We start from the raw sequence: 15,896 nt of genomic DNA, 5'->3' as shown, positions 1-15,896 counted from the left end.
GCAACGTTCGATCAAAAAGAAGCCTGAAAACAAAAACCCGCCTCTGTGGGCGGGTCGTTGGAGCCAATTAGCACCATACCCAAATTAGTAACATAGCTGCCGGCACAAAGCAAGAACAAAATGTGGCGTTGCGACAAAAGAACCGAATTCTCTTCGGCGCCTCGCGTTGCCCGCCAGCCACTTTGTGGGCGCGAACGCAGCGTCGGCAATTGGCGCTTCCTCCATTTGCCGAGGCATCTCACCGGCCGACGAGCAGCCGCAGCCGCGGATCAGAACAGGCATTCGCGCGTTTGAACCCCAGCCAATGGGAGCAAAAGCCATGAACGTCGCCAATCTGCAACTCGAAGGCCTGCTGATGGCCATCGCATCGATCAATCAGGTCCTGGTCCGCAAGGGCGTGGTCTCCGTCGAAGAGATAGACATCGCCTTGCGCAAGGCCGAAGCCAGCGAGACCAACGAGGAAAGGTCCGAAGGCATGTCGGCGTCGAGCCGCGATGCCGTCAACTTCCCGATCCGGTTGCTGGAGTTGGCCAATCAATGTCAGCCGGAGACGGACATGCCGTCCTTTTCGAAACTGGCGCGCATGGTCGGTCAGATCAAGGAACCTTACAACGACCAGATGTGACGCGGCGACCGAGGATGACCGCCGCAGCAAGCTTTGGCATCACCCCCTGCCAAGCCTCAGCGTCAGGACGCGGCCCGGCCCGTGCACGGCGGCAAACAGCAGCCCGGCCAGGAAGGTGAAGTGATCGACGAAGAAGCCGAACTCCGCCTGGTTGCCGGCCCAGTGCGACGGCCCGTGGAAGGCAAAGCCGAGGAACAGCACATAGGCGCCGGCGACGAGTGCTGCCCATGAGAAGAAGGCGCCGGTCAGGAAGCATAGAACGAGGACGACCTCGAGCAGGGCTGCGCACCAGGCCAGGAACAGCGGGAATGGAAACCCGGCCGCCGCGATATAGCCGGCGGTGGCGCCGATATCGACGAATTTGAAGATCACGGCCATCAGGAAGACGGCGGCAAAGATCAGGCGGGCGATAAGGATTGCCGCGGTCTGCCACGGCGACTGAACGGATGATTGAGCGGTTTCCAAGGTCATGATGTCCTCCCAGAGTTGCGATGGTTGTGCCCCAAGGACGCACCACCAGCCGCAAGCCCGACATCATCCCCCGAAAAACCTGAGAGATACAAGCGCCGGCACCAAAGTGGCGCCTTCCCTTCTCCCCTTGTGGGAGAAGGTGTCGCCGAAGGCGACGGATGAGGGGTGCTCCAGCTTGGCGCCGGCGGCACTCCGTCCAACACCCCTCATCCGTCTCGGCGCTGCGCGCCGATCCACCTTCTCCCAGAAGGGGAGAAGGGAAGGTTGTACTACCCCACCTTGACCCCCGGCTTGCTGATCGGCTCCCTTACCGTTCCATACTGGCTGCCCCAGCGGTCGGTCATCGCCCAGCGTATGTCCCAGAGTTCCGGGAAGAAGCGGTGGCGGGCGCCAGCTTCCAGCAATTCGACCGGCCGGCCCTTCAGCGATTTCGCGCCGAGGCCGATCGTGCGGTGGATGAGATAGAGGTGGTTGGCACGGAATTTCTGGAACAGCTCGTCGAACTCGATCAGCGCTTCGGCAACGACATAGCTGTCGCCGTGATCGTAGCCGGTATCGTAGACATCCTCGACCGAAAGGCCGCGGTCGTCGAGGTACGACGCCTTGAAGGCCCGCCACAGATCGGGCGGCAGACGCAGCAGCTGCTTGAAACCCGGCGATTCCTGACCGCTGCCATTGCCGAGCTGCAGCCGGATCTGCTGGTACTCCTTGGGCGACATGGTTTCGAGCAGGTCGAGCTGCGCCGTCATCAGCCGCAACAGCCGGTGCACGCGCCCCATCAGCGTGACGATGCGATGCGTGTCCTGCTTTTCCAGGAAATCAACGACATCGACCAGCGTGTAGGCGATGAGCTTCATCCACAGCTCCTCGACCTGATGCACGATCTGGAACTGCAGCTCGTCGGCATTGACCATCTCGGCCAGCGGCTTCTGGCAGGCCAGCAGCCTGTCGCATTTGAGGTAGACGCCATAGTCGCGCATCTCAGGCGTTTCGATGCGGGCATAATAATCCTGCTTGTCCATGGCCATGCTCCTTGCCGCGGCCGTTGGGCCGCAGGCGCTTGTTGGATCCCGTTCCCGAGTCTAATCGCCTTCTTGCCGAACATTGTCCCTTTCTGTTATTCGATTGGTGCAAAATGAAGGACAAACACTGCATCTGAAGCGGATAGGAAGAACGAATGATGCTGGATGCGGTCGACCGGAAGATCGTCGCGGCGCTCGAACGTGAGGCCCGCATCTCCTTTGCCGCGCTCGCCGACGAGGTCGGCTTGAGCAAGACGCCGTGCTGGAAGCGGGTCAAGGCGCTTGAGGACGCCGGCGTCATCCGCGGTTACTCGACCCGGATCGACCCGGCCAAGCTCGGCTTCGGCATCGAAGCCTTTATCCAGGTGTCGATCGATTTCGAACTGTCGGACGCCTTCGAGGCGGCAGTGCAGAAGCATCCGCTGATCCGCCGCTGCCACGCCACGACTGGCGAGGCCGACTATCTCCTGCAGATCGTCACCGTCGACATGATGGCGCTCGACAGGATGCTGCGCGAGGAGCTCAGCCGGCTGCCCGGCGTGCGGCGCACGATCACCTCGATGGCGATGCGCGAGATCAAGGGCGGCATCTCGTTCGCCAATGCCGTCGGGCATACGCAGACCAAGCGATAGACCGGTCAGGCCCTGGTCATCAATTCGCGTCCCAGCCGCTTCGGTTGCTCGGCGCGCAGAACCACATTTGTCGTCACCGTGCCGTAGTGGCCGATGCTGTCGACGATGCTTTCAAGATCGGGCGGTGACGGGACCACGACCTTGACCAGAAAACAATCCTCGCCGGTCACCCGCAGCACCTCGACCACCTCCGGCAATTGGGCGAACTTCTTCAGGCAGGCCTGGATATGCTCATGCGTGGTGCGCAGGCGGATGACCGCCATGGTGCCGAGCCCGAGCGCTGCCGAATTGATCACCGCCTTGTAACCGGTGATGACGCCGCGCTCCTCCAGCCGCTTCACCCGTTCCGAGGTGGCGGGCTGGGACAGTCCGACGCGGCGGCCAAGCTCGGAGATGCCGATGCGGCCATCCTCCTGCATGATCTCAATGATCGCCAGATCGGTGGGATCGAGCCTTGGCCGATAATCGCCGTTCCGCATGATCGCCCTTTAATCCATCGGATTTCGTCGCTGCTTTCCGATGATCTCTCATTCCGCCACCTGGGAGAAGACCTAGAATTGCACGCGCTGCATCAGGAAAGAAGGGCTTCGCATGACCGACTTCATCATTGTGCCGGGCATCGGCGGATCGGGCGAAGCCCACTGGCAGACACGTTGGCAGCAGGCAAACCCGGCGATGCGGCGGTTCAACCCGGCGAGTTGGGACGCGCCGGACGTCGACGACTGGGTGGCTGCGCTGGAAACCGCTGTATGCCAGGCAAGGACACCGCCGGTGCTCGTCGCCCATAGCCTCGGCTGTCTGCTGGTCGTACACTGGCAGCGGATCTCCCCCCGCTCTATCGGCGGCGCGTTGCTGGTCGCGGTTCCGGACCCTGCGTCGCCGGCCTTCCCCTCCTCCGCCCGGGCCTTCGCCGACGCACCGCAACAACGGCTTCGCTTTCCGTCGCTGATTGTCGCCAGCACCAACGATCCCTACGGCTCGCTGGACCATGCCAGGGCGAAATCCGAGCGATGGGGCAGCGATCTCCATATCGCCGGACCGCTTGGCCACATCAATGGCGACAGCGGGCTCGGCGACTGGCCGGCGGGAATGGAGCTGCTGACAGCTTTTCCAGGTCAAACGCAGGCAATCGCCCGAGGCGCCGTGCTTCAGCCGTAACCGCACCAGGACGGCTATCGCGCCGCCGCCCTGATCTGGTTTGCGCCGCGCCTCAGTTCGATGCTGCGGCAGGCGTGCTGAGTTCGAGGAACGGTACGGTCGAGCCCGGGATCATCGACTTCGGCAATTCGCCGTTCCATCTCTCCGCCTTGGTCAGTTCGACCAGCAGCGGATTGTTGGCGATTGCGGCGGCGCGAGCCTTGATGGCGCCCGCGGTCGCATCGCCTTCGACCCTGGTCTTGTAGGCGCTGGCCTCGGCTTCGGCCTTGACGCTGTCGGCGCGGCCCTTGGCCTGGGTGACGGCGATATCGGCCTTGATCTTTTCCTGCTGCAGGTTCTGTTCCTGCTTCTGCACCTCGACCTGCGCCGTCATCCTGGCTTCGACCGCCTGCTCGTAGGCGTCGGAGAAGTCGATGTTCTCGACCTGCACGCTGTCGATCATCACCGGGCCGTCGGTTACCGCCGCGATGGCCTCGGCGACGTCCTTGTTGAACTTCGCCCGGTTCTGGATAACCGACACCGCGTCGTACTGGCCGAACACCGTCTTGATCTCCTGCGGTGCTTTCCTGGCAATGACGCGGTCGGCCAGTGCCTCGATCGATCCATAATTGGTGTAGACGTTGCTGACTTCGGCGGCCGGCACGTGGAAATTGACGGTGACGCGCATGTCGGCCGGTTGCTGGTCGCGCGAATAGGCCTGCATGGCCGGCAGGCCGCTGCAATCGTTCTGGTTCTCGCAGCCCCATTTGAGCACCTGCTGGCGCAGGCTGATCTTCTCGACACGCTGTAACCACGGCAGCTTGAAATGCAGTCCGGGATCAACGACCGAACTCAGCGCTCCGTTGGTCAAGAGCACGCCGCGGTCGCCCTGATCGATCGTGTACCAGGATCCAAACAGCGCAAAGACGCCGAGCGCCACGATGACAAGTGCGATCAGGCCGGAACCGATCGACCCCGATGCCATCCCCGGCTTGCCCTGCGGACGGCTTGAATTGCCTTGCGTTTCGGTCATCACCCCACCCCAACCTGATTGCCCGTGCTGCTTTTGCCCACAATAGTGGCGGCATTGCAATCCTCTGGATATGGAAAGACCTTCGGGGCAGCCGGCCGGACCGGCGGGTGGTTCAGGGTGGCCAGCCGATTTCCCCTGCAGCCGCGGCTGCGGGCTGGGACGCGTTGCCTGGCGTCTGCTTCTGCCGTCCGGCATCGGTTCTGCGCTTCGGGCAATCCTCGTAGTCGTGGTCGCAGATTGCGAAGGCTTGCGCACCGGCAAGGTCGATTTCGCCACGGAACCGCTGCCGCCGCATGAAAGTTATCTGCTCATTGCAACGGGAGCACAGGACATGGCCGACGACCCGAACCGCTACGAGACCGGAGCGAGGAAATATCCGGCAAAGACGAGCCCCGACGCGGCCGACGAATTTTCGCAGGATGCGGCCGGCAACAAGCCACCTCCCGGCGGCATGGGATTGACCAGGCCGGCTGACGATTTCGACGACAGGACCCTGCATTCGGAGGGCCAGAACCCGCCGCGCGCAGCGATCCGGCCAGACGGCAAGGCCACCGCCAAGAAGCCCGGCAAGGACACAAGACGATGAACGTCGCCAATCTCCAGCTCGAAGGATTGATGATGGCGATCGCGGCCGTCAACAACGCGCTGGTCCACAAGGGCCTGCTGTCGGTCGACGAGGTCGACATGGCGTTGCGCCGGGCCGAGGCGGCGATGACCAGCGAGGAGCGTCTCTATGAAGACATGTCGCCATCCAACCGCGACGCCGTCTGCTTTCCGCTCAGGCTGCTGCAGGCGGCCAACAATGCCCAGGGTGAAACCGGCGTACCGTCCTTTGCCGAACTGGCCAGGATGGTCGGCCGGACTAAGGAGCCCTATAACGACCAGATGTGATGGAGGACGCCATGGCCGACGACAAATCCAAGACCAAGCAGGATCGCAAACTGGTCTCAGGCGAAGAGCCTTACGAGGTCGCTGCCTTTGCCCGCAAATACGGCATACCGCAAAGCGAGGCCGCGACCATCATCAAGCGCTACGGCCCCTCGAGGAGGAAGCTCGACGCGCATATGGCGAGCCGCAACGCCTGATCCAATTCTAGCGGTGGCCGCCGTTCACGCCGGAAGCGTCCCTGCCCTGCCGCCTTGTCGAGAGTATCGGCACCGTCAGCCGTGACCTGTCGGGTTCGCCCCTGTGGGGATTCAACGCCTGGTTTTGACAGCCGCGGAATACTCTCGCGGCGCAACAACTCATTTACCTCGACGCTGTACCAGTCCGATGAGCAAAGCCGGGGGGTCGGATGCAGGAACAATTATTGCGCTACGAATGTGTCATGGAGCCGAACGGCCGATGGATGGTGTGGGACATCGTTCACGATCTGCCGGCGCAATTTTCGCAAATCGCGCTGATCGGCCTGAGCCGTCGTGAAGCGGTTTCGCTCTGCCGGCTGCTCAACGAGACGAGCCGTTCCGAGACGCGGCAGAGCCGGGCCTCCTGAGAAGCGTGCTCTCAGGCCTGCCCAAGCGCGGGGGGATCTACATGCGATCGGCAATATTCGGTCTGGTCCTGCTGCTGCCGGCCTCCGCCCTGGCAGAACCGATCGAGACGCAGAAGATCATCACGGCGGCGACCGGCGACTGGAACGGCGACGGCGCCGCCGATCTGGCGATGATCGTCGAGACCGAGCCCGGCCATCCCATGGACCTGTATTTTTTCCTCAAGGATCGCGATGGCGATTTTCTAAAACCTGCCGGGGTCGTGCATGAACAGATTTACGGCGAATGGAAGGATTATGACCGGCCGGGCCCCGCCACATCCGACACCGAGCCCGAACTCACCGCGCTCCCCAACGGTTCGATCAAGCTCTATGTTCCGGCGATGGAGATCGGCAGCGAGCGGACCAACAAGACGCTGACGCTCGCCTGGCGCAACGGCACGTTCGTCGTCGCCGGTTTTGCCTACGATTATTGGGACTACATGGACGACAATGTTGCCGGCGACTGCGACTACAATGTGCTGACCGGCAAGGGCAAAAGCAGCAAGAAGCTGGCGGACGGCAGCACCAGGCAAGCGACCGTATCGGTCGAAGGCAAGGTCATCGCATTTGCGGAATGGACCCCGGGCACTGGCTTCAGCGCTTGCGGAGAGTGAGAGGTTTCAGTTGCCTCACTGCAGCGGCGGCTTCCACAGCAGGCTGTTGCGATCGGCGGACTTGACGCGCAGCCAGGTTTCGCGGCCATCGCGCAGCACCCGGAGCGGGATCTCGGCACCCGCCGGGCCGCTCTTCCAAAGCTTGCGATAAAAATCAGCAAGCCCATCGACCGCCGTGTCGCGGACATCCGAGATGACATCGCCTTGGCGAAGGCCCGCCTGGGCGGCTGGACCGCCCTCGGCGACGCTCATCACCACGACCTTGCCGTCGCTCTCGGCCGAGAAGGCGCCGAGCCACGGCCGCGGCGGCCTGGCGACCTGCCCGCGCGTCAGCAGATCGTCGAGGATGGGCGGCAGAAGATCGATCGGCACCACCATGTTGATGTCGGCGACCTCGCCGTTGCGGCTCATCTGCAGGCGCAGTGAACCGATGCCGAGCAGCCTGCCATCCGCGCCGATGAGGCCGGCGCCGCCCCATGAGGGGTGAGCCGGCGCCGTGAAGATCGCCTCGTCGAGCAGATATTCCCAATAGCCGGCGAACTCCTGCTTGGTGACGATCCGCGCCCGCACGGAGCGGCCGACGCCGTCGGCGAGCACGACGGGATCGCCGATCTTGGCCCTGGACGCATCGCCGAGCGCAATGGCGGGCAGCCCGAGCGGCGCCAGCGCCTGCACCAGGCCGAAGCCCGACTCCTGGTCGTAGGCGAGCGCATGGGCTGGAACGACGCGCCCGTCCTGGTCGGCCAGCCAGACCTCCTCGGCCTCGGTGATGAGATAGCCGATGGTGAGTACCAACCCGTCGCCGCGGATGACCACGCCACTGCCCTCGCGGCGGGTGCCAAGTGTATTTGCCGTGAAGGCGTCCTCTGGCACGGTGGCGCGGACGGCCACGATGGATCGCAAAAGGGGTTCGATATTCATGCTTTGGTTCCTGGCAATGTTCGCAGCTGATATGGGCTATAGGTATGGCGCAGGTGATCAGGCGCAAGAGGTGGCCCCGGCTTTGGCGTGGACCGGCGCCGCGCCGTTCGCGCCGGGGTTTTGCAACAGCGCCGGCAGCCCTATCTGTACCTACGGCTATCCCAAGCTGCCCTATGCAAAGTTCCTCCGCCATTGCCCAAGTTGATATCTGATATCCTCCCAACCCAACCCTTCCAAAGGCCTCCCAAATGAACGACTACGCAACGGACCAATACACGCCGCCAAAAGTCTGGACCTGGAACAAGGCAAATGGCGGCGCTTTCGCCAGCATCAACCGGCCGATCGCCGGCCCGACGCATGACAAGAAACTGCCGGTCGGAAAGCATCCGCTGCAGCTTTATTCGCTGGCGACACCGAACGGCGTCAAGGTGACGATCATGCTGGAGGAACTCCTGGCGCTCGGCCACAGCGGCGCCGAATACGACGCCTGGCTTATCAGGATCAACGACGGCGACCAGTTCGGCAGCGGCTTCGTCGAGGTCAACCCCAACTCGAAGATCCCGGCCATGATGGATCGCAGTGGGAAAAAGCCGGTCCGCATCTTCGAATCCGGCTCGATCCTGCTCTACCTCGCCGAAAAATTCGGCGAATTCCTGCCGACGGAGCAGCCGGCTCGCGCCGAGACGCTGTCATGGCTGTTCTGGCAGATGGGCTCGGCGCCCTATCTCGGTGGCGGCTTCGGCCATTTCTACGCCTATGCGCCGACGAAGATCGAATATGCCATCGACCGCTTCGCCATGGAAACCAAGCGGCAGATGGACGTGCTCGACCGACGCCTCGCCGAAAGCGAGTATTTAGGCGGCAGCGACTATACGATTGCCGACATTGCGGTGTGGCCCTGGTATGGCGGGCTGGCCAAGGGCCGTATGTATGACGATTCCGGCGAGTTCCTGCAGGTGGAGCAGTACAAGAACGTGCAGCGCTGGGCCGGCGCCATCGACGCGCGGCCGGCGGTCAAGCGCGGCCGCATGGTCAACCGCACCTTCGGCGAGCCTTCGATGCAACTGCACGAGCGCCATGACGCCAGCGATTTCGAGACCAAGACGCAAGACAAGCTCGCGGCGGCCAAAAGCTAAGCGGACGACTGAAACTGCTGATCTCCCCCCACAATGGGCAGGCTATTTCAGATGGAAAGCCGAGGCTTTCGCTCTACGACGTACCCCCACCCCTAACCCCTCCCCACAAGGGGGAGGGAGACTTCCGTTGGCGCTGACCTCGGCAAATTGCCTGCCTTTCGGCGCCAAAAGGGGAAGTAAGGGCGCGCGGCAGCATTCCCTCCCCCTTGTGGGGAGGGTTAGGGTGGGGGTCCATCTTCGTAAGAATCCAAATGCGATTGCCCTGCCACAAGGGGGGAGATCGGCAGCTTCGGCCGACTGCTCAAGCTCGCCTTCACCGCCGCCATCCACAGCCGGTCGATGTTGGCCAGGAATTTCTCGTCGAGCTTTTCGAGGTGCTTCCAGTACATGCCGTCCTCGAAGAAATAGCCGAGTTCCTTCTCGATCCTGTCGGCCTCCTCCGCCTGATCGAGCCGCAGGCCGGCAAGCATCTCGGCCTTCATTTCCGAAAGCCGCGAGGAAGAAAGCGCGCCGACTTCATCGAGCGTCAGCCGCGGGAAGACCAGCCGGCTGCGCGGCAGGTCGGATAGGTTGACGCACAGGCAGCCGCGCCGAAGCGCATGGATGAGCAGGCGGGCCGACTTCGCCTCGAGGTTGCGCAGGGTGACGTCGTTGCGCAGCGGATCGGCGCGGCCGACGCCGTAAAAATGCGTGTTGCCGGGCTGGTCGTAAATCATGTCGCAGCCAAGGAATGCCAGCACGTCCGGCTTCTGACTGTGGATCGTCCAGTAGGCCGCCGTCATCGACATGGTGCCCCCGGCATAGACGAAGCCGCCAAAGCTGTTTTGCGCCGGCACGTAATGCGAGGCGCTGAAGATCTGCGCCTGCTGCAGGGGACCGCCTTGCGGCATCCGCTCCGCCGGGAAATCGCCGGCATGGACGAGGAAATCCCAGTCGGGCCGCACGCGCCAGGCGTTGTTGATGGCGACGATCTTGCCGAAGGCCTGCTTGGGCCAGGCGGCGCAGCGCACCACATCGGGGGCGCTGCCGATCAGTAAGATCACGTTTGGTGTTCCGTCGATCACCACAACCCTCTCGACCGGCCGAAATGCATCCCGATGCCGCCCGGTTGAACGGCTTTATAGCCTCAACCGCCCATCGAAAACACCAGCCGGATTTAGGCTGGCATCAACAAAAGGGAGCTTGCCGGCCGGTTGTAAAATGTGGCCTTAGGCACAGTCGTACAAGCAGCAGGCAGGTTTTCCCGCTAGCCCAAAAACGACGATATGAGTTGGGCGATATATATTAGTTGGCTAAACTAGCGGAACGTCCAACGCACATTCCCAGAACCGAACATGTCCTGTCTAGACCATGATATCTATATGGGACATTACTGCATAAGCTGAATGCGACCTCGACGGTTCGGCGGCACAGCCCTCAGACGCCGCGGCTTTGCCGCCGCGCCTTTCGCCCCGGATCCGTAGATCAACCGGACGACGAACAGGAAATATCCAACCTGCATGACGATCAAGGTCAAGATCGTCCAGGCCAGCGTCTTCCAGATTGAACCCGTCGCAAAGTAAGTCGAGATCGCCACGATGGACGATGTGGTGGTCAGCCCCACCAGGAACTGTGGAAAGTTCATGACTTTTCTGCGCCGCCCCGAAACTCGCAACAGCCGGGACGAACTCCCCTAACCCATTACCCCGGGCCAACGTTTTCACTATTTTAGCAATTGCGCAAGCACCAAATAGAACAGCAGTTAACGCATGCTTCCGTGATCAAGGGCTGCATGTCAGGTCACCAAGGTGGGCTGGCTTGGACAGCGGCTGCGCGTCCCCTACTCCCCAGCAACCTCCCTATACGCCCTCACCGCCCCATCAAGCGCACGTATTCGCCACGTCTCCGCTTCGCGCGCCTCGAGATAGGACGGGCCGAGCGGGACTTTCCCTCCGCCGTCCGGCAGGTCCAGCACGTAGACGGGATTGCAGATGCCCGACAGGCGCGCACGCAAGGCGCTGACCAGCGCCTGGCCCTCGGCGATCGTGGTGCGCCGGTGCGCCATTCCGCGCACGAGATCGCCGTGGTGCAGGTAATAGGGTTTGACGCCAAGGCGATACATCAGCTCGCGGCACAGCTCTTCCAGCACCTCGACCGTATCGTTCACGCCTTTCAGCAGAACGCTCTGGTTCAGCAGCACGAAGCCGCCCTGCCGCAACGTGCGGCAGGCCCGCTCGGTCGCCTCCGTGATTTCGCGTGGGTGGTTGAAATGGGTGACGACAGTGACCATCAGCCGGCCCTGCAAGGCTTGAATCAACCCGCCGGTGACGCGCGACGGCAGCGCGACGGGTACGCGAGTGTGGATGCGCAACAGCCGCACATGCTGGATCGCCTCGACACGGGCGCGGATTTCCGCCAGCGCCCTGTCCGGCAGCGACAGCGGGTCGCCGCCGGTCAGGATCACCTCGCGGATTTCCGGATGGGCCGCGATATAGGCGAAGGCCGGCTCCAGCGCCTCGCGCGAAAAACCCCGGCCGATCGAGGTCAGCTGCTCCTTGCGAAAGCAGAACCGGCAATAGACCGCGCATTGATAGGTCGGGAACAACAGAACCCGGTCGGCATGTCGATGCGTCAATCTAGGCACGGGACTGAAGGCGTGGTCGGCGATCGGATCGTCGAGTTCGCCCTCCTGCTCTGCCAGTTCGGCGGGCGACGGGATGACCTGAAGCCGTATCGGATCGGCGGGGTCGTTCCAGTCGATCAGGTCGAGATAGGCCTTGGGAATGCGAACCTTGTGGCGCGTGGCCGCGGCTTTGGCCGCCGCCCGCTCGGCTGGCGACAGCGGCAGCGAATCCAGATCACCTACCTGCCGCACGCCCTCGCGAACATCGTCCCGCCATGCGGCATCCGCCTCGCGAGCGCGCCGGTCATCGGCTGCCACGCCGGCCGCATCGACCGCCATGCTGGCGTCGGGGATGTCGGGATGTGAGGTCATCGCAGGCTCCTTGAATTTCGGGCCGGGGTACAGCATTGAAGCCAGGACTTGAAGGCAATAAGCGGTGTTTGGCCGGATTGGAGGGCGCGGCAGGAAGCCACAACCGGCCATGGTCAGAACAATCGTCCAACATCGCTGACGCAAAACATTAGCTTGCTCTTATATTAGCTTGAGCGTATACACATAAACGGCCGGTGATCTACCCCCCAACCGGTTAGGCTCGGCGCCAGTTCCCTCCCTACCCCTCAGGTCAACGACGCCGGGCCGCTCGGGCCCGCCCGGTCGCCCGCGGTCGAGACCGGATCGTCGACCTCTTCGATGTCGATCATGCCCCCTGCTCAAGCAGCACCCAGCTGAACATGCCAGCTGAACACATCGGCGATGCCCGCGTCTCTCGGCCTTCCCGTCGCCGGCCGCGGTCGCTAGTCTCGGATTGTGAAAAAGCTGGAGAACAGCGTATGGCGAACGACTTGTCGCCAAGGCTTTTGGAGATCGTCAATGCGCTGCCTTTGCGGCAGGGCATGCGAGTGCTGGAGATCGGCTGCGGACCGGGTGCTGCAGCGCGCGAGATCGCGCGCCGGATCGGCGGCGGGCACGTGCTGGCGATCGACCGCTCAGCCAAGGCCATCGCGCAGGCCGGGGCCGCCTTGTGCGCCGAGATTGCGGCAGGCCGGCTGAGCCTTCGCCAGATCGCCATCGAGGATTTCGAGTTGGAGGCCGATGAGAAGCACTTCGACATTGCCGTTGCGGTGCGCGTCGGCGCGCTGGACGGGCGTCATCCCGAAGCAGGAAAAATTGCCCTGCGACGGCTCAAGGCGGCGTTGACCGCGCAAGGCCGGCTGTTCATCGACGGCGGCGATCCGCTGCGCGAAATTGCGATACATGGCTGAGCACCTCATGCTTGGCCTCCGGCATCGAGCGTCTACGTGACCGTGCGCGGCAGAGCCGGCCTCAGCTCCGCAACCCCGGCGCCTCCTGCCCGGTGCGCTCGACATATTCGGTATAGCCGCCGCCATAGGTGTGGATGCCCTCGGGCGTCAGTTCCAGCACCCGGTTCGACAGCGCCGCCAGGAAATGGCGGTCGTGCGAGACGAACAGCATGGTTCCTTCGTACTGCGACAGTGCCGTGATCAGCATCTCCTTGGTGGCGATGTCGAGGTGGTTGGTCGGCTCGTCCAGCACCAGCAAATTGGGCGGATCGAACAGCATCAGCGCCATCACCAGCCGCGCCTTCTCGCCGCCCACACACATCGCAAAAACCGAATCAAGATCAATAACTTAGATAACCATTGGTGTTGAAGGCACCGGCGCCGCGCGAGACTGCCGACATTGAAGAGACTCGCGTCTCCGGCGCGTCCCTTCGTGGTCAATCGATGTGGGCAGGGATGTGTGAGTATGATCGAGCAGATCAAGGGGTAATCTGTTGAAACAGAGCACGCCCAGGGGACACTAAGAGACCAAGCAATCAGCCTCTGATTGCTTCGGCCGAAATACCACCAACCGGATCGCCGTCTAAATATTAAACTTTTTTATCATCTGCCATAGAACTTATCCAAACAAAGGTGTAAAAGGCATCTCTAATAGCTATCACCCGTTGGTATGCGTTGAAAAATATTCTATCTTTGTTTCAAAATTGGGGGGAGGCTCTACATGTTTGGAATTCTGCAACGCAATGTCATGCTGGCTGCATGTATAGGGCTATCTGTGGGGTCTGTGACCTATCATGCCCAAAGTCAAGAATTGGAACAAGTTCAAGTCGAGTGGGCAAAGCAAACAGCAGGTTCAATCGGTAATCCGCCAGAGCGAGGCTTCGTACGTCTCGACGCGCTCAATACCAAAGAGAGACCAGAAATCACACGCAATACGGTGTTCAATCGCTACTTATCGTTGCTGGTTACAGACGTGGATACGGTCAGCGCTATCACGTTTTCCGAGGTGATGGATCGACTAGCGAAACAAAGCGGCGACCCACTTTTTGGCAAGGAAATGCTTTTTCATCAATGGTGGGACACTCAAAATCAACAGCCAGGACTACTCCGGGGTCCGCATTGCGACAACGTCCCTCCCAGAGATAAACTAGGACACTTTGCGTACGATTGCCCACGATTGGAGGGTACCCAAGCAACCGAGCAGAAAATATTTTCTGATGAGAAGGTTGCGCCCCCTAATAATCTCGCCGCATATAGCGCCATCGCTTTCAGCAATAGATTTGATCTTCTCACTCCCGGCCGCAATCTAGGGAATGGAAAGATCCGGTACAGAGATTGCGGCGAGTACCGCATCATATTTGCGCGGAACTCTGGAAAAACGATTCCGCCCTCTCTGTCTCCGGATGGCCAACTACATGAGGGGGATATTTTTAATCGGAACCTTATCTCTTTTGAATTTCGGATTAGGAACCCAAATCCTAGACGCGAGAAATCCGATGTGGTTGTTCCAGAAGGCTGCCTTCCAATTCTTAAGTTCTGGGGCAGTCTCTCAGAGCCTGCGTCGGCGACAACACGTGGCGAGAGGCTGAAAGATTTCTTCCTAAACGGCAAAATGAAAGCACCTGACGGCCGATCGTTCGGTCGACTTCCGTCAGAGGTTGTAAACATTCGTAATATTTCTTTCGATTCCGGACAGATTCGCACTAACCAGTTTATTAACAACGTTTTGGTCAAGCCCTCCATTCCACCGCACGATTATACACCAGGAACGCCCGGGTCGATTAATATTGACCCGAACAACTGGGTTCTAAGGGAGTTTCGTACCCTGACCGTTAATAAGATTGTTCTCATTGTTCCAGACACAACTAAGTCAAATCCTGATATTTCTCTATTCAAGCCGGGTAGTGTCGGCACAGAGGCTGATCCGCGACTTCCGCCATTGATCACCGCTATTGGAGTCCAGACAAGGAGCCTTTTGGGGGGCGGTCAATTCGATCGCATAGATGACATCAACTCAATTATATTCTCCCTCCCCAAGAGCAGCGCAAATGCCTACGATAGCGTTGCCGGAAGTCCAGTGCCATGCGTAGGCCCGTCGAAATGCAACCCGAATGGAGTGGACGACGTTTTAGCTGCATTCGCCACTAATGAGAACGCTGCTACAGATCTTCAAGACTATCTTGCAGCTATTGGGGCTCCGGCGGCAATTACGGCAAACAACGTAGTTGATCGCCTTCGCACTCAAACGTGCGCAGGTTGCCATCAATTTAGTGATACAAAAGAGGGTCCCGTTGGTTTTGACGACAAAGACGGCTTAGGCGGCGGCGCACATTGGCCAACTAAGGCATGCGGGGATTATGGGCCGTCTTGTACGCTTCCGTCTTTCCTAATCAGTGACAAAGCCAAACTTCACCCGCCAATGCAATTTACGCAGGTTTCCGAATTGGTGCTGACACCCTCTATCGCCGATGACGGCAAGGGTTGGAGATACGCTATTTCGAGCACGGCAGAATGTATGCTGGATTTCAGAGAGAACCTTATGAGGCGTGCGATCGGCTTGCCTCTAAGTAACGCAAATAATTGTCCAAAGTAACAGAATGCTGGGCAACGGAAGACGGCGGGGCTGGTGACGACGTACGATGCGGTTGAAGGTACCGCATACGCTGCCGGATCAACGCCGTAGGCCGCCAGCGGTGGTTGAAGGCAGTCTTTTGGAAATCGCGCTAGACAAAATCGCATTAGACAGAGAACGCTGCCTCACCTTACCCCCGCAACCCCGGCGCCTCCTGCCCGGTGCGCTCGACATATTCGGTATAGCCGCCGCCATAGGTGTGGATGCCCTCGGGCGTCAGTTCCAGCACCCGGTTCGAC

The 15,896-nt window shown here is 61.0% G+C and carries 19 protein-coding genes and 1 pseudogene; 11 read left to right on the top strand and 9 right to left on the bottom strand.

Features of this window, described 5'->3' with window-relative positions:
• Positions 1-319 precede the first annotated feature (319 nt).
• Positions 320-625: a hypothetical protein gene (locus NKH30_RS23060; RefSeq protein ID WP_352472199.1), complete on the top strand. Its 306-nt coding sequence runs from the start codon at positions 320-322 to the stop codon at positions 623-625.
• A 39-nt stretch (positions 626-664) separates the two neighbouring features.
• Here the strand turns inward: NKH30_RS23060 and NKH30_RS23055 are convergent, their stop codons facing one another.
• A complete protein-coding gene (locus NKH30_RS23055; protein WP_352997209.1) occupies positions 665-1,096 on the bottom strand; it encodes a DoxX family protein in 432 nt (143 codons plus the stop codon).
• Between the two features lie 269 nt (positions 1,097-1,365).
• The gene (locus NKH30_RS23050; RefSeq protein WP_352997207.1) at positions 1,366-2,118 is read right to left on the bottom strand and encodes a tryptophan 2,3-dioxygenase family protein; all 753 of its coding nucleotides are present in this window, start codon (positions 2,116-2,118) and stop codon (positions 1,366-1,368) included.
• 155 nt (positions 2,119-2,273) lie between these two features.
• On the opposite strand from NKH30_RS23050, the gene NKH30_RS23045 reads away from it, so the two are divergent.
• The gene (locus NKH30_RS23045) at positions 2,274-2,750 is read left to right on the top strand and encodes an Lrp/AsnC family transcriptional regulator (RefSeq protein WP_502897310.1); all 477 of its coding nucleotides are present in this window, start codon (positions 2,274-2,276) and stop codon (positions 2,748-2,750) included.
• Positions 2,751-2,755: 5 nt separating this feature from the next.
• Here NKH30_RS23045 and NKH30_RS23040 read toward each other — a convergent pair whose 3' ends face one another.
• Complete coding sequence (locus tag NKH30_RS23040; RefSeq protein WP_352453704.1) at positions 2,756-3,229, bottom strand: Lrp/AsnC family transcriptional regulator; 474 nt, start codon at positions 3,227-3,229, stop codon at positions 2,756-2,758.
• 112 nt (positions 3,230-3,341) lie between these two features.
• Here NKH30_RS23040 and NKH30_RS23035 point away from each other — a divergent pair, with 112 nt between their 5' ends.
• Positions 3,342-3,908, top strand: coding sequence for an RBBP9/YdeN family alpha/beta hydrolase (locus tag NKH30_RS23035; protein ID WP_352773092.1), 567 nt, complete (start codon positions 3,342-3,344; stop codon positions 3,906-3,908).
• A gap of 52 nt (positions 3,909-3,960) precedes the next feature.
• Here NKH30_RS23035 and NKH30_RS23030 read toward each other — a convergent pair whose 3' ends face one another.
• Positions 3,961-4,920 carry a prohibitin family protein gene (locus NKH30_RS23030; RefSeq protein WP_352465360.1) on the bottom strand — a complete coding sequence of 320 codons (960 nt, stop codon included), beginning with the start codon at positions 4,918-4,920 and terminating at the stop codon, positions 3,961-3,963.
• A 226-nt stretch (positions 4,921-5,146) separates the two neighbouring features.
• Between NKH30_RS23030 and NKH30_RS23025 the strand changes: the two genes are divergently transcribed.
• From NKH30_RS23025 to NKH30_RS23005, 5 genes are all read left to right on the top strand, one after another.
• On the top strand, positions 5,147-5,506 hold the full coding sequence (locus tag NKH30_RS23025; RefSeq protein ID WP_352685189.1) for a hypothetical protein: 360 nt from the start codon (positions 5,147-5,149) through the stop codon (positions 5,504-5,506).
• The gene (locus NKH30_RS23020; RefSeq protein ID WP_352472092.1) at positions 5,503-5,811 is read left to right on the top strand and encodes a hypothetical protein; all 309 of its coding nucleotides are present in this window, start codon (positions 5,503-5,505) and stop codon (positions 5,809-5,811) included. Before NKH30_RS23025 ends, NKH30_RS23020 begins: the two co-directional genes overlap by 4 nt.
• An 11-nt stretch (positions 5,812-5,822) precedes the next feature.
• Positions 5,823-6,005, top strand: coding sequence for a DUF3606 domain-containing protein (locus tag NKH30_RS23015; RefSeq protein ID WP_023675702.1), 183 nt, complete (start codon positions 5,823-5,825; stop codon positions 6,003-6,005).
• Between the two features lie 209 nt (positions 6,006-6,214).
• Positions 6,215-6,412, top strand: coding sequence for a hypothetical protein (locus NKH30_RS23010; RefSeq protein WP_352472094.1), 198 nt, complete (start codon positions 6,215-6,217; stop codon positions 6,410-6,412).
• Between the two features lie 41 nt (positions 6,413-6,453).
• Positions 6,454-7,065, top strand: coding sequence for a hypothetical protein (locus NKH30_RS23005; protein WP_352997205.1), 612 nt, complete (start codon positions 6,454-6,456; stop codon positions 7,063-7,065).
• 15 nt (positions 7,066-7,080) lie between these two features.
• Here the strand turns inward: NKH30_RS23005 and NKH30_RS23000 are convergent, their stop codons facing one another.
• Complete coding sequence (locus NKH30_RS23000) at positions 7,081-7,986, bottom strand: S1C family serine protease (RefSeq protein ID WP_023675699.1); 906 nt, start codon at positions 7,984-7,986, stop codon at positions 7,081-7,083.
• Between the two features lie 248 nt (positions 7,987-8,234).
• On the opposite strand from NKH30_RS23000, the gene yghU reads away from it, so the two are divergent.
• On the top strand, positions 8,235-9,122 hold the full coding sequence (gene yghU, locus NKH30_RS22995) for a glutathione-dependent disulfide-bond oxidoreductase (RefSeq protein ID WP_352997203.1): 888 nt from the start codon (positions 8,235-8,237) through the stop codon (positions 9,120-9,122).
• A 218-nt stretch (positions 9,123-9,340) separates the two neighbouring features.
• Here yghU and NKH30_RS22990 read toward each other — a convergent pair whose 3' ends face one another.
• From NKH30_RS22990 to NKH30_RS22980, 3 genes are all read right to left on the bottom strand, one after another.
• Positions 9,341-10,165 (bottom strand): hypothetical protein, encoded by an 825-nt coding sequence (locus tag NKH30_RS22990; protein WP_352490956.1) that lies wholly within the window; start codon positions 10,163-10,165, stop codon positions 9,341-9,343.
• A gap of 326 nt (positions 10,166-10,491) precedes the next feature.
• A complete protein-coding gene (locus tag NKH30_RS22985; protein ID WP_352472098.1) occupies positions 10,492-10,746 on the bottom strand; it encodes an exopolysaccharide production repressor protein in 255 nt (84 codons plus the stop codon).
• Positions 10,747-10,941: 195 nt separating this feature from the next.
• Complete coding sequence (locus NKH30_RS22980; protein ID WP_502898851.1) at positions 10,942-12,063, bottom strand: KamA family radical SAM protein; 1,122 nt, start codon at positions 12,061-12,063, stop codon at positions 10,942-10,944.
• Between the two features lie 491 nt (positions 12,064-12,554).
• Here NKH30_RS22980 and NKH30_RS22975 point away from each other — a divergent pair, with 491 nt between their 5' ends.
• A complete protein-coding gene (locus NKH30_RS22975; RefSeq protein ID WP_352997201.1) occupies positions 12,555-12,986 on the top strand; it encodes an SAM-dependent methyltransferase in 432 nt (143 codons plus the stop codon).
• A gap of 61 nt (positions 12,987-13,047) precedes the next feature.
• On the opposite strand, the pseudogene NKH30_RS22970 reads toward NKH30_RS22975, so the two are convergent.
• Positions 13,048-13,341 (bottom strand): annotated as a pseudogene (locus tag NKH30_RS22970) (ABC transporter ATP-binding protein); the annotation flags it as partial.
• Positions 13,342-13,746: 405 nt separating this feature from the next.
• Between NKH30_RS22970 and NKH30_RS22965 the strand changes: the two are divergent.
• Positions 13,747-15,618, top strand: coding sequence for a hypothetical protein (locus NKH30_RS22965; RefSeq protein WP_352997199.1), 1,872 nt, complete (start codon positions 13,747-13,749; stop codon positions 15,616-15,618).
• Positions 15,619-15,896 lie beyond the last annotated feature (278 nt).

This window comes from Mesorhizobium sp. M1273, assembly GCF_040318195.1.
Taxonomy (GTDB): Bacteria; Pseudomonadota; Alphaproteobacteria; order Rhizobiales; family Rhizobiaceae; genus Mesorhizobium.
The sequence above is the reverse complement of the archived record's forward strand: the minus strand, read 5'-3'. Positions and strand labels throughout refer to the sequence as shown.